We start from the raw sequence: 13,448 nt of genomic DNA, 5'->3' as shown, positions 1-13,448 counted from the left end.
CCCGGACAACAAGCTCGCCCTGTTGGACAGTTTCGATTGTCGGTCCATCGCAGGCGGAGTAATGGCTGACACCATGAAGATCATCGCTGCGGCCACAGCCCTCGCCATCCTCGCCCCGACCGCCCTTGCCGGGCAGACCGTGCCCCCACCCGCCGATGCATCGACGCAGGAAGCCAGCGGCCACGCGCGCCTCGCCGCCGCGTTGAATTCCGACGCGATTCACGAAGCGAGCATGCGGGCGGTTGTGCGGGACATGCGGACCGTGATGATGCGCGACCCGAACATCGTGCTGATGGAACGCGAATGTGAGGGCATCGTCGATGCGATTGTCTCGGCGACGACCCCCTTCCTCATCGAATATGGCGATGTGGAACGCGCGGTCACTAAAGCGGAAATGAAGTCTCTTTTCGAGAACGAACTGACCGACGAAGAGGCGTCGCAGCTCGCCAGATTCTACGAAAGCAAGAATGGCCAGCGGATCCTGGCGGGCGTCAATGCCAATCTCAATTTCGAACAGACGATCGCCGGAAGCGTATCGGGCAATCCCGACGATCCGGTCATTATCGACGAGAAAGACGCCGAAGCCGATGCCCGGCGGACCGTGGCAGCGATGATCTCCGGATTGAGCAAGCAAGAAATGGAAGAGATCGGGCGCGAGTTCCTGGCCATTCCCGCATCCGGCAAGTTGCAAACCCTTACTCCGGAAATCTCAGCGTTGCGCCTCGATATCGCCAATCGCGACCTCGTTCCGGGGTTCGACGCGAGGCTGGATGAGGCGATGGAGACGACCGTCACGTCGAGACTGGGGGCGTGCGGACTATAAGTCGCCATTTGCCTTGCAGCTATTTGTCCATAATGGATGCGGGTGATGAGCGAACCGCGCGCCGATTTTGCAATCCTTGGGGGAGGCCTGGCGGGCGGGCTGATCGCGCTCGCGCTGCGGCGTGCCGATCCGGCGCTGTCGGTGGTGCTCGTCGAGGCAGGCGAAACGCTGGGCGGCAATCACCGCTGGAGCTGGTTCGAAAGCGATTTGCCCGAAGCTGGCGAGGCGCTGATGGCGCCATTCCGCAAGCTCAACTGGCCGCTCGGCTACGATGTCCATTTCCCCGAACATTCGCGGCGGCTGGGCAGCGTCTACGTCTCGCTCGCCTCGGTCGATTTCGATGCCGCGCTGCGGCGCGAGCTGGCGCAATCGACGATCCACACGAACCGCGCGGTCGCCTCGGTCGATGCGCGCGGCGCAACCCTTGAAGGCGGCGAGCGGATCGAGGCCCGCTGCGTGATCGACGCGCGCGGGTTCATCCTCTCGGACGCATTTGAGGGCGGCTGGCAGGTCTTCATGGGCCGCCACCTGCGCACCGATCGCCCGCATGGGGTCGACCGCCCGATCGTGATGGACGCCAAGGTCCGCCAGCACGATGCCTTCCGCTTCGTCTACACCCTGCCGCTCGCCGCCGACGAGCTGTTCGTCGAGGATACCTATTACCAGGATACGCCGGAGCTCGAGCGGGCGGCGCTTTCTGCAAGGATCGACCGCTATTGCGACACGATGGGCTGGCAGGGCGAGCCGATCGCCTACGAGACCGGCGTGCTGCCGGTGGTGACCGGCGGCGACCTCGCCCGCTATCAGCGCGAGGTCCGCATTCCCGGCGTAGCAATGGCAGGCGCGCGCGCGATGATCGCGCATCCGCTGACCAGCTACACGCTGCCCTTCGCGGTCGAGACCGCGCTGCTGGTGGCCGAGAACCGCGACCTGCCCGGCGAACAGATGGCCGCCCTGCTGGAAGCCCATGCGCGGCGCGTGTGGAAGCGGACCGGCTTCTATCGCATGCTCGGCTCGATGCTGTTCGGCGCGGCGAAACCCGACGAACGTTACCGCATCTTCTCGCGCTTCTACCGCCTCAATCCCGCATTGATCGAACGGTTTTACGCGGCCAGATCGACCCCTGCAGACAAGCTGCGGACCCTTACGGGCAAGCCGCCCGTACCAATCCCGCGTGCCTTGCGCGCACTCGCCGGGCATCGCCCCGCACTGACATCTCGAAAAGGATCGCAACCGAATGGCTGACAGCCGAAATGCATGCGTGATCGGGGCTGGCTTTGGCGGCATGGCACTCGCCATCCGCCTCCAGAGCGCCGGGATCGCGACAACCGTGATCGAGGGGCGCGACAAGCCCGGCGGCCGCGCCTATTACTGGGAGCGTGACGGGTTCACCTTCGATGGCGGGCCCACCGTGGTCACCGATCCCGATTGCCTCAAGGAACTCTGGGCGCTCTCCGGCCACGACATTGCCGAGGATGTCGAGCTTGTTCCGGTCAAGCCGTTCTACCGCCTCAACTGGCCCGACGGCACCAATTTCGACTATTCGAACGACCACGACGAGCTGTTTTCGGAAATCGCCAAGCTCAACCCGAAGGACGTCGAAGGCTACCAGCGCTTCCTCGAATATTCCGCCGGCGTGTACGAGGAAGGCTATGTGAAGCTGGGCACCGTGCCCTTCCTCGATTTCAAGTCGATGCTGAAAGCCGCGCCCGCGCTGGCCAAGAAGCAGGCCTATCGCAGCGTCTATTCGATGGTCTCCAGCTTCGTCGAGAACGAGAAGCTGCGCGAAGCGCTCAGCTTCCACACGCTGCTGGTCGGCGGCAATCCGATGAAGACGAGCAGCATATACGCGCTGATCCATAAGTTGGAGATGGACGGCGGCGTTTGGTGGACCAAGGGCGGCACCAACCGGCTGATCGCCGGGATGGTCCGCCATTTCGAGCGGCTGGGCGGACGCGTGCGCATGGGCGATCCGGTCGTGCAGGTCCATACCGAGAAGAACCGCGCGACCAGCGTGGAATGCGAGAGCGGCTGGCAAGAGACTTTCAGCGCGGTCGCCAGCAATGCCGACATCATGCATTCGTACCGCGACCTGCTGGGCCGCTCGCAGCGCGGGTGGAGCATGGGCCGCAGGCTGAAGCGCAAGAGCTACAGCCCCGGGCTGTTCGTCGTCCATTTCGGGCTCGAAGGAAACTGGCCCGGAATCGCGCACCACATGATCCTGTTCGGCCCGCGCTACAAAGGCCTTCTCGACGACATTTACAGCAACGGCGTGCTGCCGGAAGATTTCTCGATCTACCTCCACCACCCGAGCAAGAGCGACCCCTCCATGGCACCGCCGGGGATGAGCACGTTCTACGCGCTGGTGCCGGTGGCGCATCAGGGCAAGCTGCCGGTCGACTGGGACGAGGTCGGCCCGCTGCTGGAGAAGCGCATTCTCGATGAGGTGGGCAAGCGGCTGGTGCCCGACATTCACGACCGGATCGTGACCAAGTTCCACTACGCGCCGTCCGACTTCTCCGCCGATCTCAACGCGCATCTGGGCAGCGCCTTCAGCCTCGAGCCGGTGCTGACGCAGAGCGCCTTTTTCCGCGGCCATAACCGCGACGATGTTATCAAGAACTTCTACCTCGTCGGTGCGGGCACGCACCCGGGCGCAGGCATCCCCGGCGTGGTCGGCAGCGCCAAGGCGACCGCGGGGCTGATGATCGAGGATCTCAGATGATCCTCCCCGGCACGGGGAGGGGGACCATGGGCAGCATGGTGGAGGGGCACCGTCCGTGATCACGGGCCCCCGCCAGTCGGTAAAGCGCGCCCGCAAACTGCGCAGCGAGATGTCGCTGCCAGAAACCTTGCTGTGGACCGAACTGCGCAAACGTCCGGGTGGGTTCAAGTTTCGCCGTCAGCACGCCGCGGGTGAATACGTACTCGATTTCTACTGCGCGAAGGCGAAGCTTGCCGTCGAAGTCGACGGCATGGCGCATGACAGCGAAGACGCGGTAATCCGCGATGCCAACCGATCTGCGTTCCTAAGATCGCGAGATATTGCGCCCACGCGCATTCCGGCAACCCTGATCCTTGCGAATATCGAGCCGGTCGTTACCCGTCCGACGCAAATCTGCAGAGAGCGTATGCAACAACAACCCGTGCCCCTCCATCAGCCTCCGGCTGGTCCCCCTCCCCGTATCGGGGAGGATCTGTGAACCGCCCCATCCGCAAACTGGCCATCTATTGCGGTGCCGCCACCCCGCCCGATCCGCGTTACCTCGAACTCGCGCGCGACACCGGGGCAAACCTCGCGCGGCGGGGCATCGGAGTCGTCTATGGCGGCGGGCGGCTGGGCCTGATGGGCGCGCTGGCGCAGGGTGCGCTGGCCGAAGGCGGCGAGGTGATCGGAGTGATCCCGCATGCGATGGTTGAGCGCGAGTTCGCCAACCACGACTGCACGCAGCTGATCACGGTCGACACGATGCACCAGCGCAAGGCCCATTTCACCGACCTTGCAGACGGGTTCATCACTCTGCCCGGCGGCATGGGCACAATGGACGAGCTGTTCGAGGCATTGAGCTGGGCGCAGATCGGCTACCATGAAATGCCGGTCGGCCTGCTCAACGCTTTCGGCTTTTACGACGATCTTGTGCATTTCATAAACCGGATGGCGGATACGGGTTTCGTTCGCGCAACACATCGCGAGATTCTGCAGATTGCGGACAGTTTGCCGGAACTGCTCGACAAGCTTGCGTCTTATACGCCTAATACTCCAATCTATCGCATGAGCGCAGACCAGCTTTGAACCAGGCCCGCCCCCTCGTCCCTTCCCGCTTCGTGCGCCCCTCGATCCCCCGCCCCGGCGGAGGGCGCGACCGGGCTGCACTGGTGAACGAATCCTACGAGGCCATTGCCGAGGGGTCGCGCAGCTTCGCCTTCGCGTCCAAGCTGTTCGACAAGCCGACGCGCGAACGCGTGTGGATGCTCTACGCCTGGTGCCGCCGTTGCGACGATCTCGTGGATGCGCAGGACATGGGTGGCGCATTGGGCGATCAGGCGGGGATCGAGGACCGGCTGCAAGCCATCCACGTCCTGACCCGCCGCGCGCTGGAAGGCGGCGCGACCGCCGATCCGGCGTTCGACGCCCTGGGCCAGGTCGCGGGCGAGGCGGGCATCACGCTCGACATGGCGAACGAGGTCATCTCCGGTTTCGCGATGGACGCGAACGGCTTCAGCCCCGTCACCGAGAAGGAGATGATGCGCTATTGCTACCACGTCGCGGGCGCGGTCGGCGTGCTGATGGCGCGGGTGATGTTCGCGCCCAACGACAGTTTTATCTACGATCGCGCGTGCGATCTCGGCCTTGCCTTCCAGCTCGCCAACATCTCGCGCGACGTGATCGAGGATGCGGGCGCCGGGCGCTGCTACCTGCCCGAAGAGTGGCTGGCAGAAGCCGGGCTGACGCGCGAGAATTACGCCGAGGAAGAGAACCGCTTCGCCCTCGCCGCCGTGGTCGCGCGGCTGGTCGACCGGATGGAGATGTACGAGCAGGCGGCAAGGCTCGGCGCGAAGCACCTGCGCTTTCGCCAGCGCTGGGCCGTGCTGTCGGCCCTGAGGATCTATGGCGCGATCGGGCGCAAGGCGCGCGAACGGGGCCAACTGGCGTGGGACCGGCGCATCTATGTGCCTTCGTACAAGAAGCTGTGGCACGTGGCCGTCGCCTTCGGCGAAGCGGTGACGCGCCATGCGCCCGAGCCACGCGAATGGCCGCCGTACAAGCGCGAGGACCTGCGCCCCATCGCGGGGTGGTGATCTTCTGCATGTACGTCATGGCGAGCGGCAAGGCCGCGCGGCAATCCAGGAGCGAGCGTGCGATACGCTCTGGATTGCTTCGCCTACGGCTCGCAATGACGATCCAAATTGGCTAGCGGTCTGCCCATGATCACCAAACTCCTGATCGCCAATCGCGGCGAGATCGCCTGCCGCATTATCCGCACCGCCCGTTCGATGGGTATTGCCACTGTCGCGGTCTATTCCGATGCCGACGCCAAGGCGCTCCACGTTCGCTCAGCCGACGAGGCGGTGCATATCGGTCCCTCGCCCGCTGCCGAAAGCTACCTTGTAGGCGAGAAGATCATCGCCGCCGCCAAACAGACGGGCGCGGAGGCGATTCACCCAGGCTACGGCTTCCTCTCCGAGAACGCCGATTTCGCGCAGGCCGTGAAGGACGCAGGGCTCATCTGGGTCGGCGCGCCGCCCTCCTCGATCCGCGCGATGGGGCTGAAGGACGCCGCCAAGAAGCTGATGCGCGAGGCGGGCGTGCCCGTCACCCCCGGCTATGATGGCGACGACCAGTCGGCCGAGCGCCTGAAGCAGGAGGCCGACGCGATCGGCTATCCCGTGCTGATCAAGGCGGTCGCGGGCGGCGGCGGCAAGGGGATGCGCAAGGTCGATGCCGAGGGCGAGTTCTTCTCCGCGCTCGAATCCTGCCTCCGCGAGGCCAAGGCCAGTTTCGGCAATGACGACGTGATCCTCGAAAAATGGATCACCTCGCCCCGCCATATCGAGGTGCAGGTGTTCGGCGACAGCCACGGCAACCACGTCCACCTGTTCGAACGCGATTGTTCCTTGCAGCGCCGCCACCAGAAGGTGATCGAGGAAGCGCCTGCGCCGGGCATGGACGAGGCGACGCGCGAGGAAATCTGCGCCGCCGCCGTGCGCGCCGCCAAGGCGGTGAATTACGAAGGCGCGGGCACGATCGAATTCATCGCCGATGCCAGCGAAGGCCTGCGCGCTGACCGCATCTTCTTCATGGAAATGAACACGCGGCTTCAGGTGGAGCATCCGGTGACCGAAGAAATCACCGGGGTCGATCTGGTCGAGTGGCAGCTGCTTGTGGCCGCGGGCGAACCGATCCCGCTCAAGCAGGACGAGCTGTTCATCGACGGTCATGCGATCGAAGCCCGCCTCTATGCGGAAGACCCCTCGAGCGGCTTCCTGCCCAGCACCGGGGCACTCGATCATTTCGATATCGGCTTGCGGGGCCGTATCGAGACGGGCGTGGAGGAAGGCGATCAGATATCGCCCTTCTACGATCCGATGGTCGCCAAACTCGTGACCTGGGGAGAGATCCGGGAGGATGCGATCGAGCAGCTGGCAGAGATCGCGGACGGGGTCGAAATCTGGCCCGTGCGCACCAATGCGGCCTTCATCGCGAACTGCCTGAGCGACGAGGATTTCGAGGATGCCAATCTCGATACCGGGTTCATCGAACGCAAGATCGACGATCTGGTCGAATCGGACGAACCTTACGAGGCGATCTGGCAGACCGCTGCGGACTTCGTGGTGCTCGCGGAAACCGAAGAGCATGAGGACCAGCCTGCCGGATTCCGGCTCAACGCACCGGGCCGCCTGACCACCAGCCTCTCCTTCAAGGGCGATACGCGCGTTGTCGCGGCGGCCGAGGGAGCGGCTTTCGAGGCTGCGACCGGCTTCGTCGATCCGCACCGGGTGGTCGTTTTCGCCGATGGCATGTCCTTCGCCTTCGACCGCGGTTCACGCGGCTCTGGGGCGGCTGCGGCAGGCGACGGAGCCATCCTCGCGCCAATGCCGGGCAAGGTCATCGCGCTCGACGTGGCCGAGGGCGACAGTGTCACCGCGGGCCAGCGGCTGATGGTGCTCGAAGCGATGAAGATGGAGCATTCGCTCATCGCCCCGTTCGACGGCACCGTGACCGATCTTGCCGCCAGCGAAGGCGGTCAGGTGCAGGTCGAGGCGGTGCTGTGCGTGGTGGAGCCTGCGGAATAGAACCCACCCCCAGCCCCTCCCGCAAGCGGGAGGGGAGCGAGACTTGCGGGCTTACCCGCTAGTCGCAGCGGGGTGGGCTCACGCCCAAGTCAATCCTCCACCACCGGCGGGCCGAACAGCTTGCCGCGCTCGGCGAACAGCACCAGCGCGATGCAGATCAGCGCGCCGCCGGTCAGCGCACTCGCGAGCGGAATGGCCGTGCCGTTGTAGGCATAGCCGATGCCTGCGCCGATCAGCGCGGCGGTGGTCATCCGCATGAAGGTCTGCACGCTGGCCGCCGCGCCCGCCGTCTCGCGGAAGGGCTGCATCGCGATCGATCCGAAATTGGCGCCGATGAAGCCCAACAGCATCATGTTCGCCGCCATCAGCGGGACGAACGTCCACAGCGTTTCCTCGGTCATCGTCGCGAAGAACAGCTGCATCGCGGCCACGATCAGGAACAGGAACAGGCCGGTATGGCTGACCCGGCGCGCGCCGAAGCGTTCGACGATGCGCGAATTGGTCCAGCTCGCCACTGCCATCGCGCCCGCGCAGCTCGCGAAGATCAGCGGGAACCACGGGCCCGCGCCGAACGCCTCGCCCACCAGCTGCTGCGCCGAGTTGATGAAGCCGAACAGCGCACCGAAGATCACCGCGCTGCCCAGCGTATAGCCGAGCGCCTGCGGCATGGTCAGCGTGGCGCGCATGTTGCGGGCGATCACGCGCGGGCGGATCGGCTGCTTGTCTTCGGGGTGCAGTGTCTCGGGCAGGTTGCGCCATGCCCAGAAACCCATGCAGCAGCCCGCGATCGCGGTGAACACGAAGATCCAGCGCCAGTCGCCCATCAGCATCAGCACGCCCTGCCCCAGACTGGGCGCGACGGCAGGCACCATCAGGAAGATGACGAAGATCAGGCTCATCATCCGGGCCATCTTGTCGCCGCCCACCCGGTCACGAATGATCGCGGGCGGCAGCGCAACGATGCCCGCCGCGCCGAAGCCCTGCAGGAAGCGCAGCGCGAGCAGCGATTCGAAGCTCCACGCCAGCGCGCACAGGATCGAGAAGGCGATGTAGAGCCCCAGGCTGGTGAACAGCACCGGGCGGCGGCCGAAACGGTCCGCCAGCGATCCGGGGACCAGCGCGCCGAGCCCGGCGGCGAGCAGGTAGGCGCCGACCACGAACTGGCGGCTGTTGCCCGTCGCGTCGAGATCGGCCGCGAGATTGTCGAGCGCGGGCAGGATCGCGTCGATGCCGAGCGCGTTCAGTGCCATCAGCAGCGCCATCATCCCGATCAGCTGGCGTTCGCCGATCGTCTTGCCCGAAGGCGGCAGTGCGGCGGGCGCACGCGCATCCCCACGCGCGTCGGCGCGCGGCTCGATCGCCTCGTTCGCTCCCCCGGCAGTCTCGCCGGGGGCATATTGGTCATTTCGCATGTGCACAAAACCGCAAATGGCGTCGTCGGTTCCGGTTGGCAACCTATGTGCTAATCAGGATTCACGATGAGCGAGGATGATGCAGGGTCGGATGGTGGCGCGGACGCGAGCGCGCGCGAAGTGCGCCAGCGCAAGATCATCCATGTCGATATGGATGCCTTCTTCGCCAGCGTGGAGCAGCGCGACAACCCGGAATTGCGTGGCAAGCCGGTCGCGGTCGGCGGATCGAGCGGGCGCGGCGTGGTCGCCGCCGCCAGTTACGAGGCGCGCAGGTTCGGCGTGAAATCGGCCATGCCCTCGGTCACCGCAAAGCGTAAGTGCCCCGACCTGATCTTCGTGAAGAGCCGCTTCGACGCCTATCGCGAGGCCTCGGAGCAGATCCGCGCGATCTTCCGCCACCACACCGACCTCGTCGAACCGCTGAGCCTCGACGAGGCGTATCTCGACGTCACGCAAAACAAGCTCGGCATCCCCTCGGCCACCCGGGTCGCCGAGATGATCCGCCAGGAAATTCGCGCCAAGACGCGGCTCACCGCGAGCGCGGGTGTGAGCTACAACAAGTTCCTCGCCAAGCTGGCGAGCGACCAGAACAAGCCTGACGGGCTGTGCGTGATCCGCCCCGGCGAAGGCGCGGCCTTCGTCCAGACGCTGCCGATCCGGCGGTTCCACGGGGTCGGCCCGCGCGGGGAGGAAAAGATGGCGCGGCTCGGCATCGCCACGGGCGCCGATCTGGCGGCGAAGGACCGCGCGTGGCTCGCGCAGCATTTCGGCAGTTTCGGCGAGTATCTCTACCGCGCCGCACGGGGCATCGACAATCGGCCCGTCCGCTCGAACCGCATCCGCAAGTCGGTCGGCGGGGAGCGGACCTTCTCGGTCGACCGGCACGGGGCAGAGGAACTGCGCACCACGCTGGCCGAGATCGTCGAGATCGTCTGGGAGCGGATAGAGCGGGCGCAGGCGCGCGGGCGCACCGTGACGCTCAAGCTCAAATACAACGATTTCCAGCTGATGACCCGGGCCCGCTCGCTACCGCGCAATGTCGAGGGCAAGGAAGAGTTTGCCGCGCTCGGGCACGAAATCCTGGAAAGCCTGCTGCCGCTGCCCCGCCCGATCCGCCTGATGGGTCTGACGCTTTCCAATCTCGAGCGCGATGGCGAAGAGGAGGCGCTGCGGCGCGACGGCAAAACGGGCCAGCTCTCGCTGCTGTAATAGCTTGTCGGCTTTGCGAGACGGGATTATTCGATGGCGATGATCCGCATGCTCCTGCCGCTCGCGGTACTTCTCGCTTCGCCCGTCGCGGCACAGGAAGCGGCCGCACCACCGCCCGTCGGCTATGACGACGCGGTCACATGCGCCTTTATCGCGATCTCCCTCGTCATGCGCGACGACACAAAGTCTGCAGAAAAGAAGGCGGCCGGCGCCCTCGGCTCGCGCTACATAGAGTATGCCGAGAGCTTGAGCGACAAAGCGACAAGCGAAGTGGTCGCCGACATGGCGATCGCGGGAGATACCGTTATCGCCGATGCGAAGAAGTCCGCCAAGCCTCTTGCCGACCTGAAGGCGCGCTATGCCGACTGCGAAAGCAAGGCCAAGCTCTTCTAGCTTTCGGCGAGGATCGCCAGTCTGCGGCGGGTCAGCGCACTCATTTCAGGTGGCAGGCCGTCGAGGGCGAAGAACCGCGCCTCGACCACTTCGCGCCCGTCGGGCCGGGGCAGCGCATCGATCTGCGCAGTGAACAGGTAGGCGGTGTGCGGCGCGCCCGAAATGGTTTCGCTCAGCGTGCCGAGCAGGACCAGCCGTTCGATCCGCAGCCCCAGCTCTTCCTCCATCTCGCGCCGCGCGGCGTCCTCGGGCGGCTCGCCGCGCGCAATGCCGCCGCCCGGTGGGCTCCACTGAGGCGGCCCATAGGCATGACGGACCATCAGCACCCGCCCCTGGCCATCGCGCAACAGCACGCTGACGCCGCGCAGCTGTGGCCTCGCGATCCTGCGCCAGTAATGGCGCAGGCGATGCGCGATGCGCAGGGCAAGCCGCTCGGCGGGTTTGGGGAGCAGGTGGCGCACGCCGATCACGAATAAAGCAAAGGGCCGACCCGGCAAGCCACCGGTCCGGCCCTTCATGCAATCGCCGGTGTCGGGCTTAGCCGAGCGTCGACTTGAGGAACCACGCGCGTTCCTCCGCCATATCGGTCCAATCGTCGAGCAGGCCATCAGTGGCATTGTCGCCCGCTTCTTCGGCCAGCGGCTTCATACCTTTCAGGCGCTTGACCATGGCGACGTTATCGTCGTGCAGTTCCTGAACCATCGCGTCGGGGGCCAGATCGGTCGAGTCCTGATCCTTGACCTGCGTGGCGCGGGCGACCGAGCCGATGGAGGTCAGGGTCACTTCGCCAAGCTTTCGCACACGCTCTCCGATGGCGTCGATCTGGTCGCGGATCTCGATCGCCTGCTCGTCAAACAGCAGGTGCAGATCGCGAAAGCGCGGGCCGGTCACGTGCCAGTGAAAGTTCTTGGTCTTGAAATAGAGCGCCAGGTGGTCGGCCAGCAGGCCGTTGAGTTCCTGTACCAGTGCAGTCTTAGAATTATCGCCGGATTGGGCCATGTTTGGTCTCCTGTAGTATCCTTGGGGGAGAGGGGTTTCGTATCCTCAACGAGCGAAACCGAAAGGCTTTCCACGCAAGGCTTCGATTACAGTGATTGGCTGGATCGGATCGATCACACGATCCCGCGTGCGCCAAGGCCGATGACGATGCCGACGAGCAACACGATCGCGCCCATCACCAGCCGGAAGGCGCGCAAGGGGAGATTTTCCAGATCGGCCCCCAAGGCCCAGCCCCCGGCGAGCGCGAGCGCCGCGCCCACCGCTCCGCCTGCGGCGACATAAGCGGGCAGCGCGGTCGCGGCAGAAAGGGCGAACAGCAGGAAGCGGGCGGCATCGCCCCATTGGCGCGCAAGCAGGACGATCAAAGCCGCAAACGGCGAATGGGTCGGTTCCTTCGGACGCTTGTCGCGGTTCGGCCAGAACAGTTCGACAGAGGCGACGACGAGCGCGATGGCGACCAGCATGTGCTGGGCGGCAATGGGCAGGATTGCCGCGATGGCATTGCCCGCCAGTGCCATCGCCAGCGCCGTCGCGACTGCGGAGACGAGGCTCGCTGCGAGGATCACCCCGCCCAGCGGCTCGGCAAGGCGCGCCACCAGCAACTGGTCGCGCGCGCCGATCGTCAGCAGCAGGGCCGCCGCGAAACCGAAGAGGAAGGACGACATTGCAGATCGCCGGTCAGGCGGCGTCCTCTACCCGGCCGGTTTCCGGCGCGACCAGCACGGCGTTGCGCCCCGCCTTCTTCGCCGCATAAAGAGCATTGTCCGCACGGCGCAGCGTGTCGTCGCTGTCGGCCGAATTGACGGCAACTCCGGCAGAGAAGGTGATCGCGCCCATCGGCTCGTCCGTTTCGCGCAGTTTCAGGTTACGATCCGCCAGCGCGTCTTTCGCCTCCTGCACCTTTTCACAGACGTGGCCGGCATCGGGTATCTCGGCGATCACGAGAAATTCCTCGCCGCCCCAGCGCGCGACGTGCCACGGCGCGAGTGCTTCGGTCAGCGCACTGGCAACCAGTTTGAGCGCGCGATCGCCGACCGGATGGCCGTAATTGTCGTTGATCGCCTTGAAGTGGTCGATGTCGATGATCGCAAGGCAATAGCGCACCTTGCGGATCTCCAGATCCTGCAAGGCCGCCCGGGTCGCGCGGCGATTGGGAATGTTGGTCAGTTCGTCGACCGAAGCCTTGTTGCGCGCTTCCTCGAGATCGCGCTGCAGGCGATCGATCCGGTTCGACGCATTGGCAAGCTCGCGCTCGGCTTCGTCGGCGCGGTCGACGATGCGGCGGATCGCCCCTTTCAGATCCTCTCCCTCGGCGCCGTCGCGGATGACCTGGCTTTCCTCGGCGATGTCGCGGCCGACCCCATCGGCCTGCCGCTTGGTCTCGCGGGCCAGATCGCCTGCGGCATTAAGAAACATTTCGACCGCCTCGTCGCGCGCGGCGAGGCGTTCTTCGGGATCTTCGGAAGCTGAGGCATGCTTGCCCATGAACTCGACGACCGTCTCCTGCTTCATGCGCATGCCGTTTTCGATATAGGTATCGGTCTCGTGCACGATGACCTTGCTCGACCGGGTCAGGTACAGATAGCCGAAGCGGTAGTTCAGCGGTGTCGGATCGAGCAAATTCCCGGCCAGAAATGCCAGTACATCGCGCCCGATTTTGTCATTACCCATAGCCCAGCCATCTGTTCGTCGATCGGTTCGGCACCCCCCGGGCGCCCGATGCGCCGTCTATAGGGCCGAGGAGTGAATTTTTAACGAAAACGGCAGTTTGGGGAAGGACCGCGAGCGTGAAAAAGGGGGATAGAGGTCGGCACTCA

At 65.2% G+C, this 13,448-nt stretch carries 14 protein-coding genes; 9 read left to right on the top strand and 5 right to left on the bottom strand.

Annotated features, from left to right (window positions below; translation table 11 throughout):
• The first annotated feature begins 61 nt into the window (after positions 1-61).
• The 7 genes from AAG612_RS13415 (at position 62) to AAG612_RS13385 (ending at position 7,618) form a co-directional block, all read left to right on the top strand.
• A complete protein-coding gene (locus tag AAG612_RS13415) occupies positions 62-823 on the top strand; it encodes a hypothetical protein (protein WP_342510902.1) in 762 nt (253 codons plus the stop codon).
• 45 nt (positions 824-868) lie between these two features.
• Positions 869-2,068: a lycopene beta-cyclase CrtY gene (crtY, locus tag AAG612_RS13410; RefSeq protein WP_342510899.1), complete on the top strand. Its 1,200-nt coding sequence runs from the start codon at positions 869-871 to the stop codon at positions 2,066-2,068.
• The gene (locus tag AAG612_RS13405) at positions 2,061-3,548 is read left to right on the top strand and encodes a phytoene desaturase (RefSeq protein WP_342510898.1); all 1,488 of its coding nucleotides are present in this window, start codon (positions 2,061-2,063) and stop codon (positions 3,546-3,548) included. The genes crtY and AAG612_RS13405 overlap by 8 nt, the downstream gene beginning before the upstream one ends.
• 55 nt (positions 3,549-3,603) lie before the next feature.
• Positions 3,604-4,026 carry an endonuclease domain-containing protein gene (locus AAG612_RS13400; RefSeq protein WP_342510896.1) on the top strand — a complete coding sequence of 141 codons (423 nt, stop codon included), beginning with the start codon at positions 3,604-3,606 and terminating at the stop codon, positions 4,024-4,026.
• A gap of 8 nt (positions 4,027-4,034) precedes the next feature.
• On the top strand, positions 4,035-4,616 hold the full coding sequence (locus AAG612_RS13395; protein ID WP_342511209.1) for an LOG family protein: 582 nt from the start codon (positions 4,035-4,037) through the stop codon (positions 4,614-4,616).
• Positions 4,613-5,623 (top strand): phytoene/squalene synthase family protein, encoded by a 1,011-nt coding sequence (locus tag AAG612_RS13390; protein WP_425341864.1) that lies wholly within the window; start codon positions 4,613-4,615, stop codon positions 5,621-5,623. Before AAG612_RS13395 ends, AAG612_RS13390 begins: the two co-directional genes overlap by 4 nt.
• A gap of 126 nt (positions 5,624-5,749) precedes the next feature.
• Positions 5,750-7,618, top strand: a complete 1,869-nt coding sequence (locus tag AAG612_RS13385; protein WP_342510891.1) for an acetyl/propionyl/methylcrotonyl-CoA carboxylase subunit alpha — start codon at positions 5,750-5,752, stop codon at positions 7,616-7,618.
• A gap of 89 nt (positions 7,619-7,707) precedes the next feature.
• On the opposite strand, the gene AAG612_RS13380 is transcribed toward AAG612_RS13385, so the two are convergent.
• Entirely contained in the window at positions 7,708-9,030 is a 1,323-nt protein-coding gene (locus tag AAG612_RS13380; protein WP_342510889.1) for a multidrug effflux MFS transporter, read from the bottom strand.
• 66 nt (positions 9,031-9,096) lie between these two features.
• On the opposite strand from AAG612_RS13380, the gene dinB reads away from it, so the two are divergent.
• On the top strand, positions 9,097-10,239 hold the full coding sequence (gene dinB / locus AAG612_RS13375) for a DNA polymerase IV (RefSeq protein ID WP_342510888.1): 1,143 nt from the start codon (positions 9,097-9,099) through the stop codon (positions 10,237-10,239).
• A gap of 39 nt (positions 10,240-10,278) precedes the next feature.
• Positions 10,279-10,632, top strand: a complete 354-nt coding sequence (locus tag AAG612_RS13370; RefSeq protein ID WP_342510886.1) for a hypothetical protein — start codon at positions 10,279-10,281, stop codon at positions 10,630-10,632.
• Here AAG612_RS13370 and AAG612_RS13365 read toward each other — a convergent pair.
• The 4 genes from AAG612_RS13365 to AAG612_RS13350 form a co-directional block, all read right to left on the bottom strand.
• The gene (locus tag AAG612_RS13365; RefSeq protein WP_342510884.1) at positions 10,629-11,093 is read right to left on the bottom strand and encodes an NUDIX hydrolase; all 465 of its coding nucleotides are present in this window, start codon (positions 11,091-11,093) and stop codon (positions 10,629-10,631) included. The two genes, AAG612_RS13370 and AAG612_RS13365, sit on opposite strands and share 4 nt — an antisense overlap.
• Before the next feature lie 76 nt (positions 11,094-11,169).
• Complete coding sequence (locus AAG612_RS13360; RefSeq protein ID WP_342510882.1) at positions 11,170-11,631, bottom strand: Dps family protein; 462 nt, start codon at positions 11,629-11,631, stop codon at positions 11,170-11,172.
• Positions 11,632-11,744: 113 nt separating this feature from the next.
• Positions 11,745-12,296 carry a hypothetical protein gene (locus tag AAG612_RS13355; protein ID WP_342510880.1) on the bottom strand — a complete coding sequence of 184 codons (552 nt, stop codon included), beginning with the start codon at positions 12,294-12,296 and terminating at the stop codon, positions 11,745-11,747.
• Positions 12,297-12,309: 13 nt separating this feature from the next.
• Positions 12,310-13,302, bottom strand: a complete 993-nt coding sequence (locus tag AAG612_RS13350; RefSeq protein WP_342510877.1) for a GGDEF domain-containing protein — start codon at positions 13,300-13,302, stop codon at positions 12,310-12,312.
• Positions 13,303-13,448 lie beyond the last annotated feature (146 nt).

The sequence above is a fragment of the Citromicrobium bathyomarinum genome (assembly GCF_038594605.1).
Classification (GTDB): Bacteria; Pseudomonadota; Alphaproteobacteria; order Sphingomonadales; family Sphingomonadaceae; genus Alteriqipengyuania; species Alteriqipengyuania bathyomarina_B.
The sequence above is the reverse complement of the archived record's forward strand: the minus strand, read 5'-3'. Positions and strand labels throughout refer to the sequence as shown.

What these genes read in the sequence shown, in the direction of transcription:
- dinB (WP_342510888.1), top strand. Translation starts at nt 9,097, where the DNA reads ATGAGCGAGGATGATGCAGGGTCGGATGGTGGCGCGGACGCGAGCGCG.
- AAG612_RS13415 (WP_342510902.1), top strand. Translation starts at nt 62, where the DNA reads ATGGCTGACACCATGAAGATCATCGCTGCGGCCACAGCCCTCGCCATC.
- crtY (WP_342510899.1), top strand. Translation starts at nt 869, where the DNA reads ATGAGCGAACCGCGCGCCGATTTTGCAATCCTTGGGGGAGGCCTGGCG.
- AAG612_RS13385 (WP_342510891.1), top strand. Translation starts at nt 5,750, where the DNA reads ATGATCACCAAACTCCTGATCGCCAATCGCGGCGAGATCGCCTGCCGC.
- AAG612_RS13355 (WP_342510880.1), bottom strand. Translation starts at nt 12,296, where the DNA reads ATGTCGTCCTTCCTCTTCGGTTTCGCGGCGGCCCTGCTGCTGACGATC.
- AAG612_RS13405 (WP_342510898.1), top strand. Translation starts at nt 2,061, where the DNA reads ATGGCTGACAGCCGAAATGCATGCGTGATCGGGGCTGGCTTTGGCGGC.
- AAG612_RS13350 (WP_342510877.1), bottom strand. Translation starts at nt 13,302, where the DNA reads ATGGGTAATGACAAAATCGGGCGCGATGTACTGGCATTTCTGGCCGGG.
- AAG612_RS13370 (WP_342510886.1), top strand. Translation starts at nt 10,279, where the DNA reads ATGATCCGCATGCTCCTGCCGCTCGCGGTACTTCTCGCTTCGCCCGTC.
- AAG612_RS13380 (WP_342510889.1), bottom strand. Translation starts at nt 9,030, where the DNA reads ATGCGAAATGACCAATATGCCCCCGGCGAGACTGCCGGGGGAGCGAAC.
- AAG612_RS13360 (WP_342510882.1), bottom strand. Translation starts at nt 11,631, where the DNA reads ATGGCCCAATCCGGCGATAATTCTAAGACTGCACTGGTACAGGAACTC.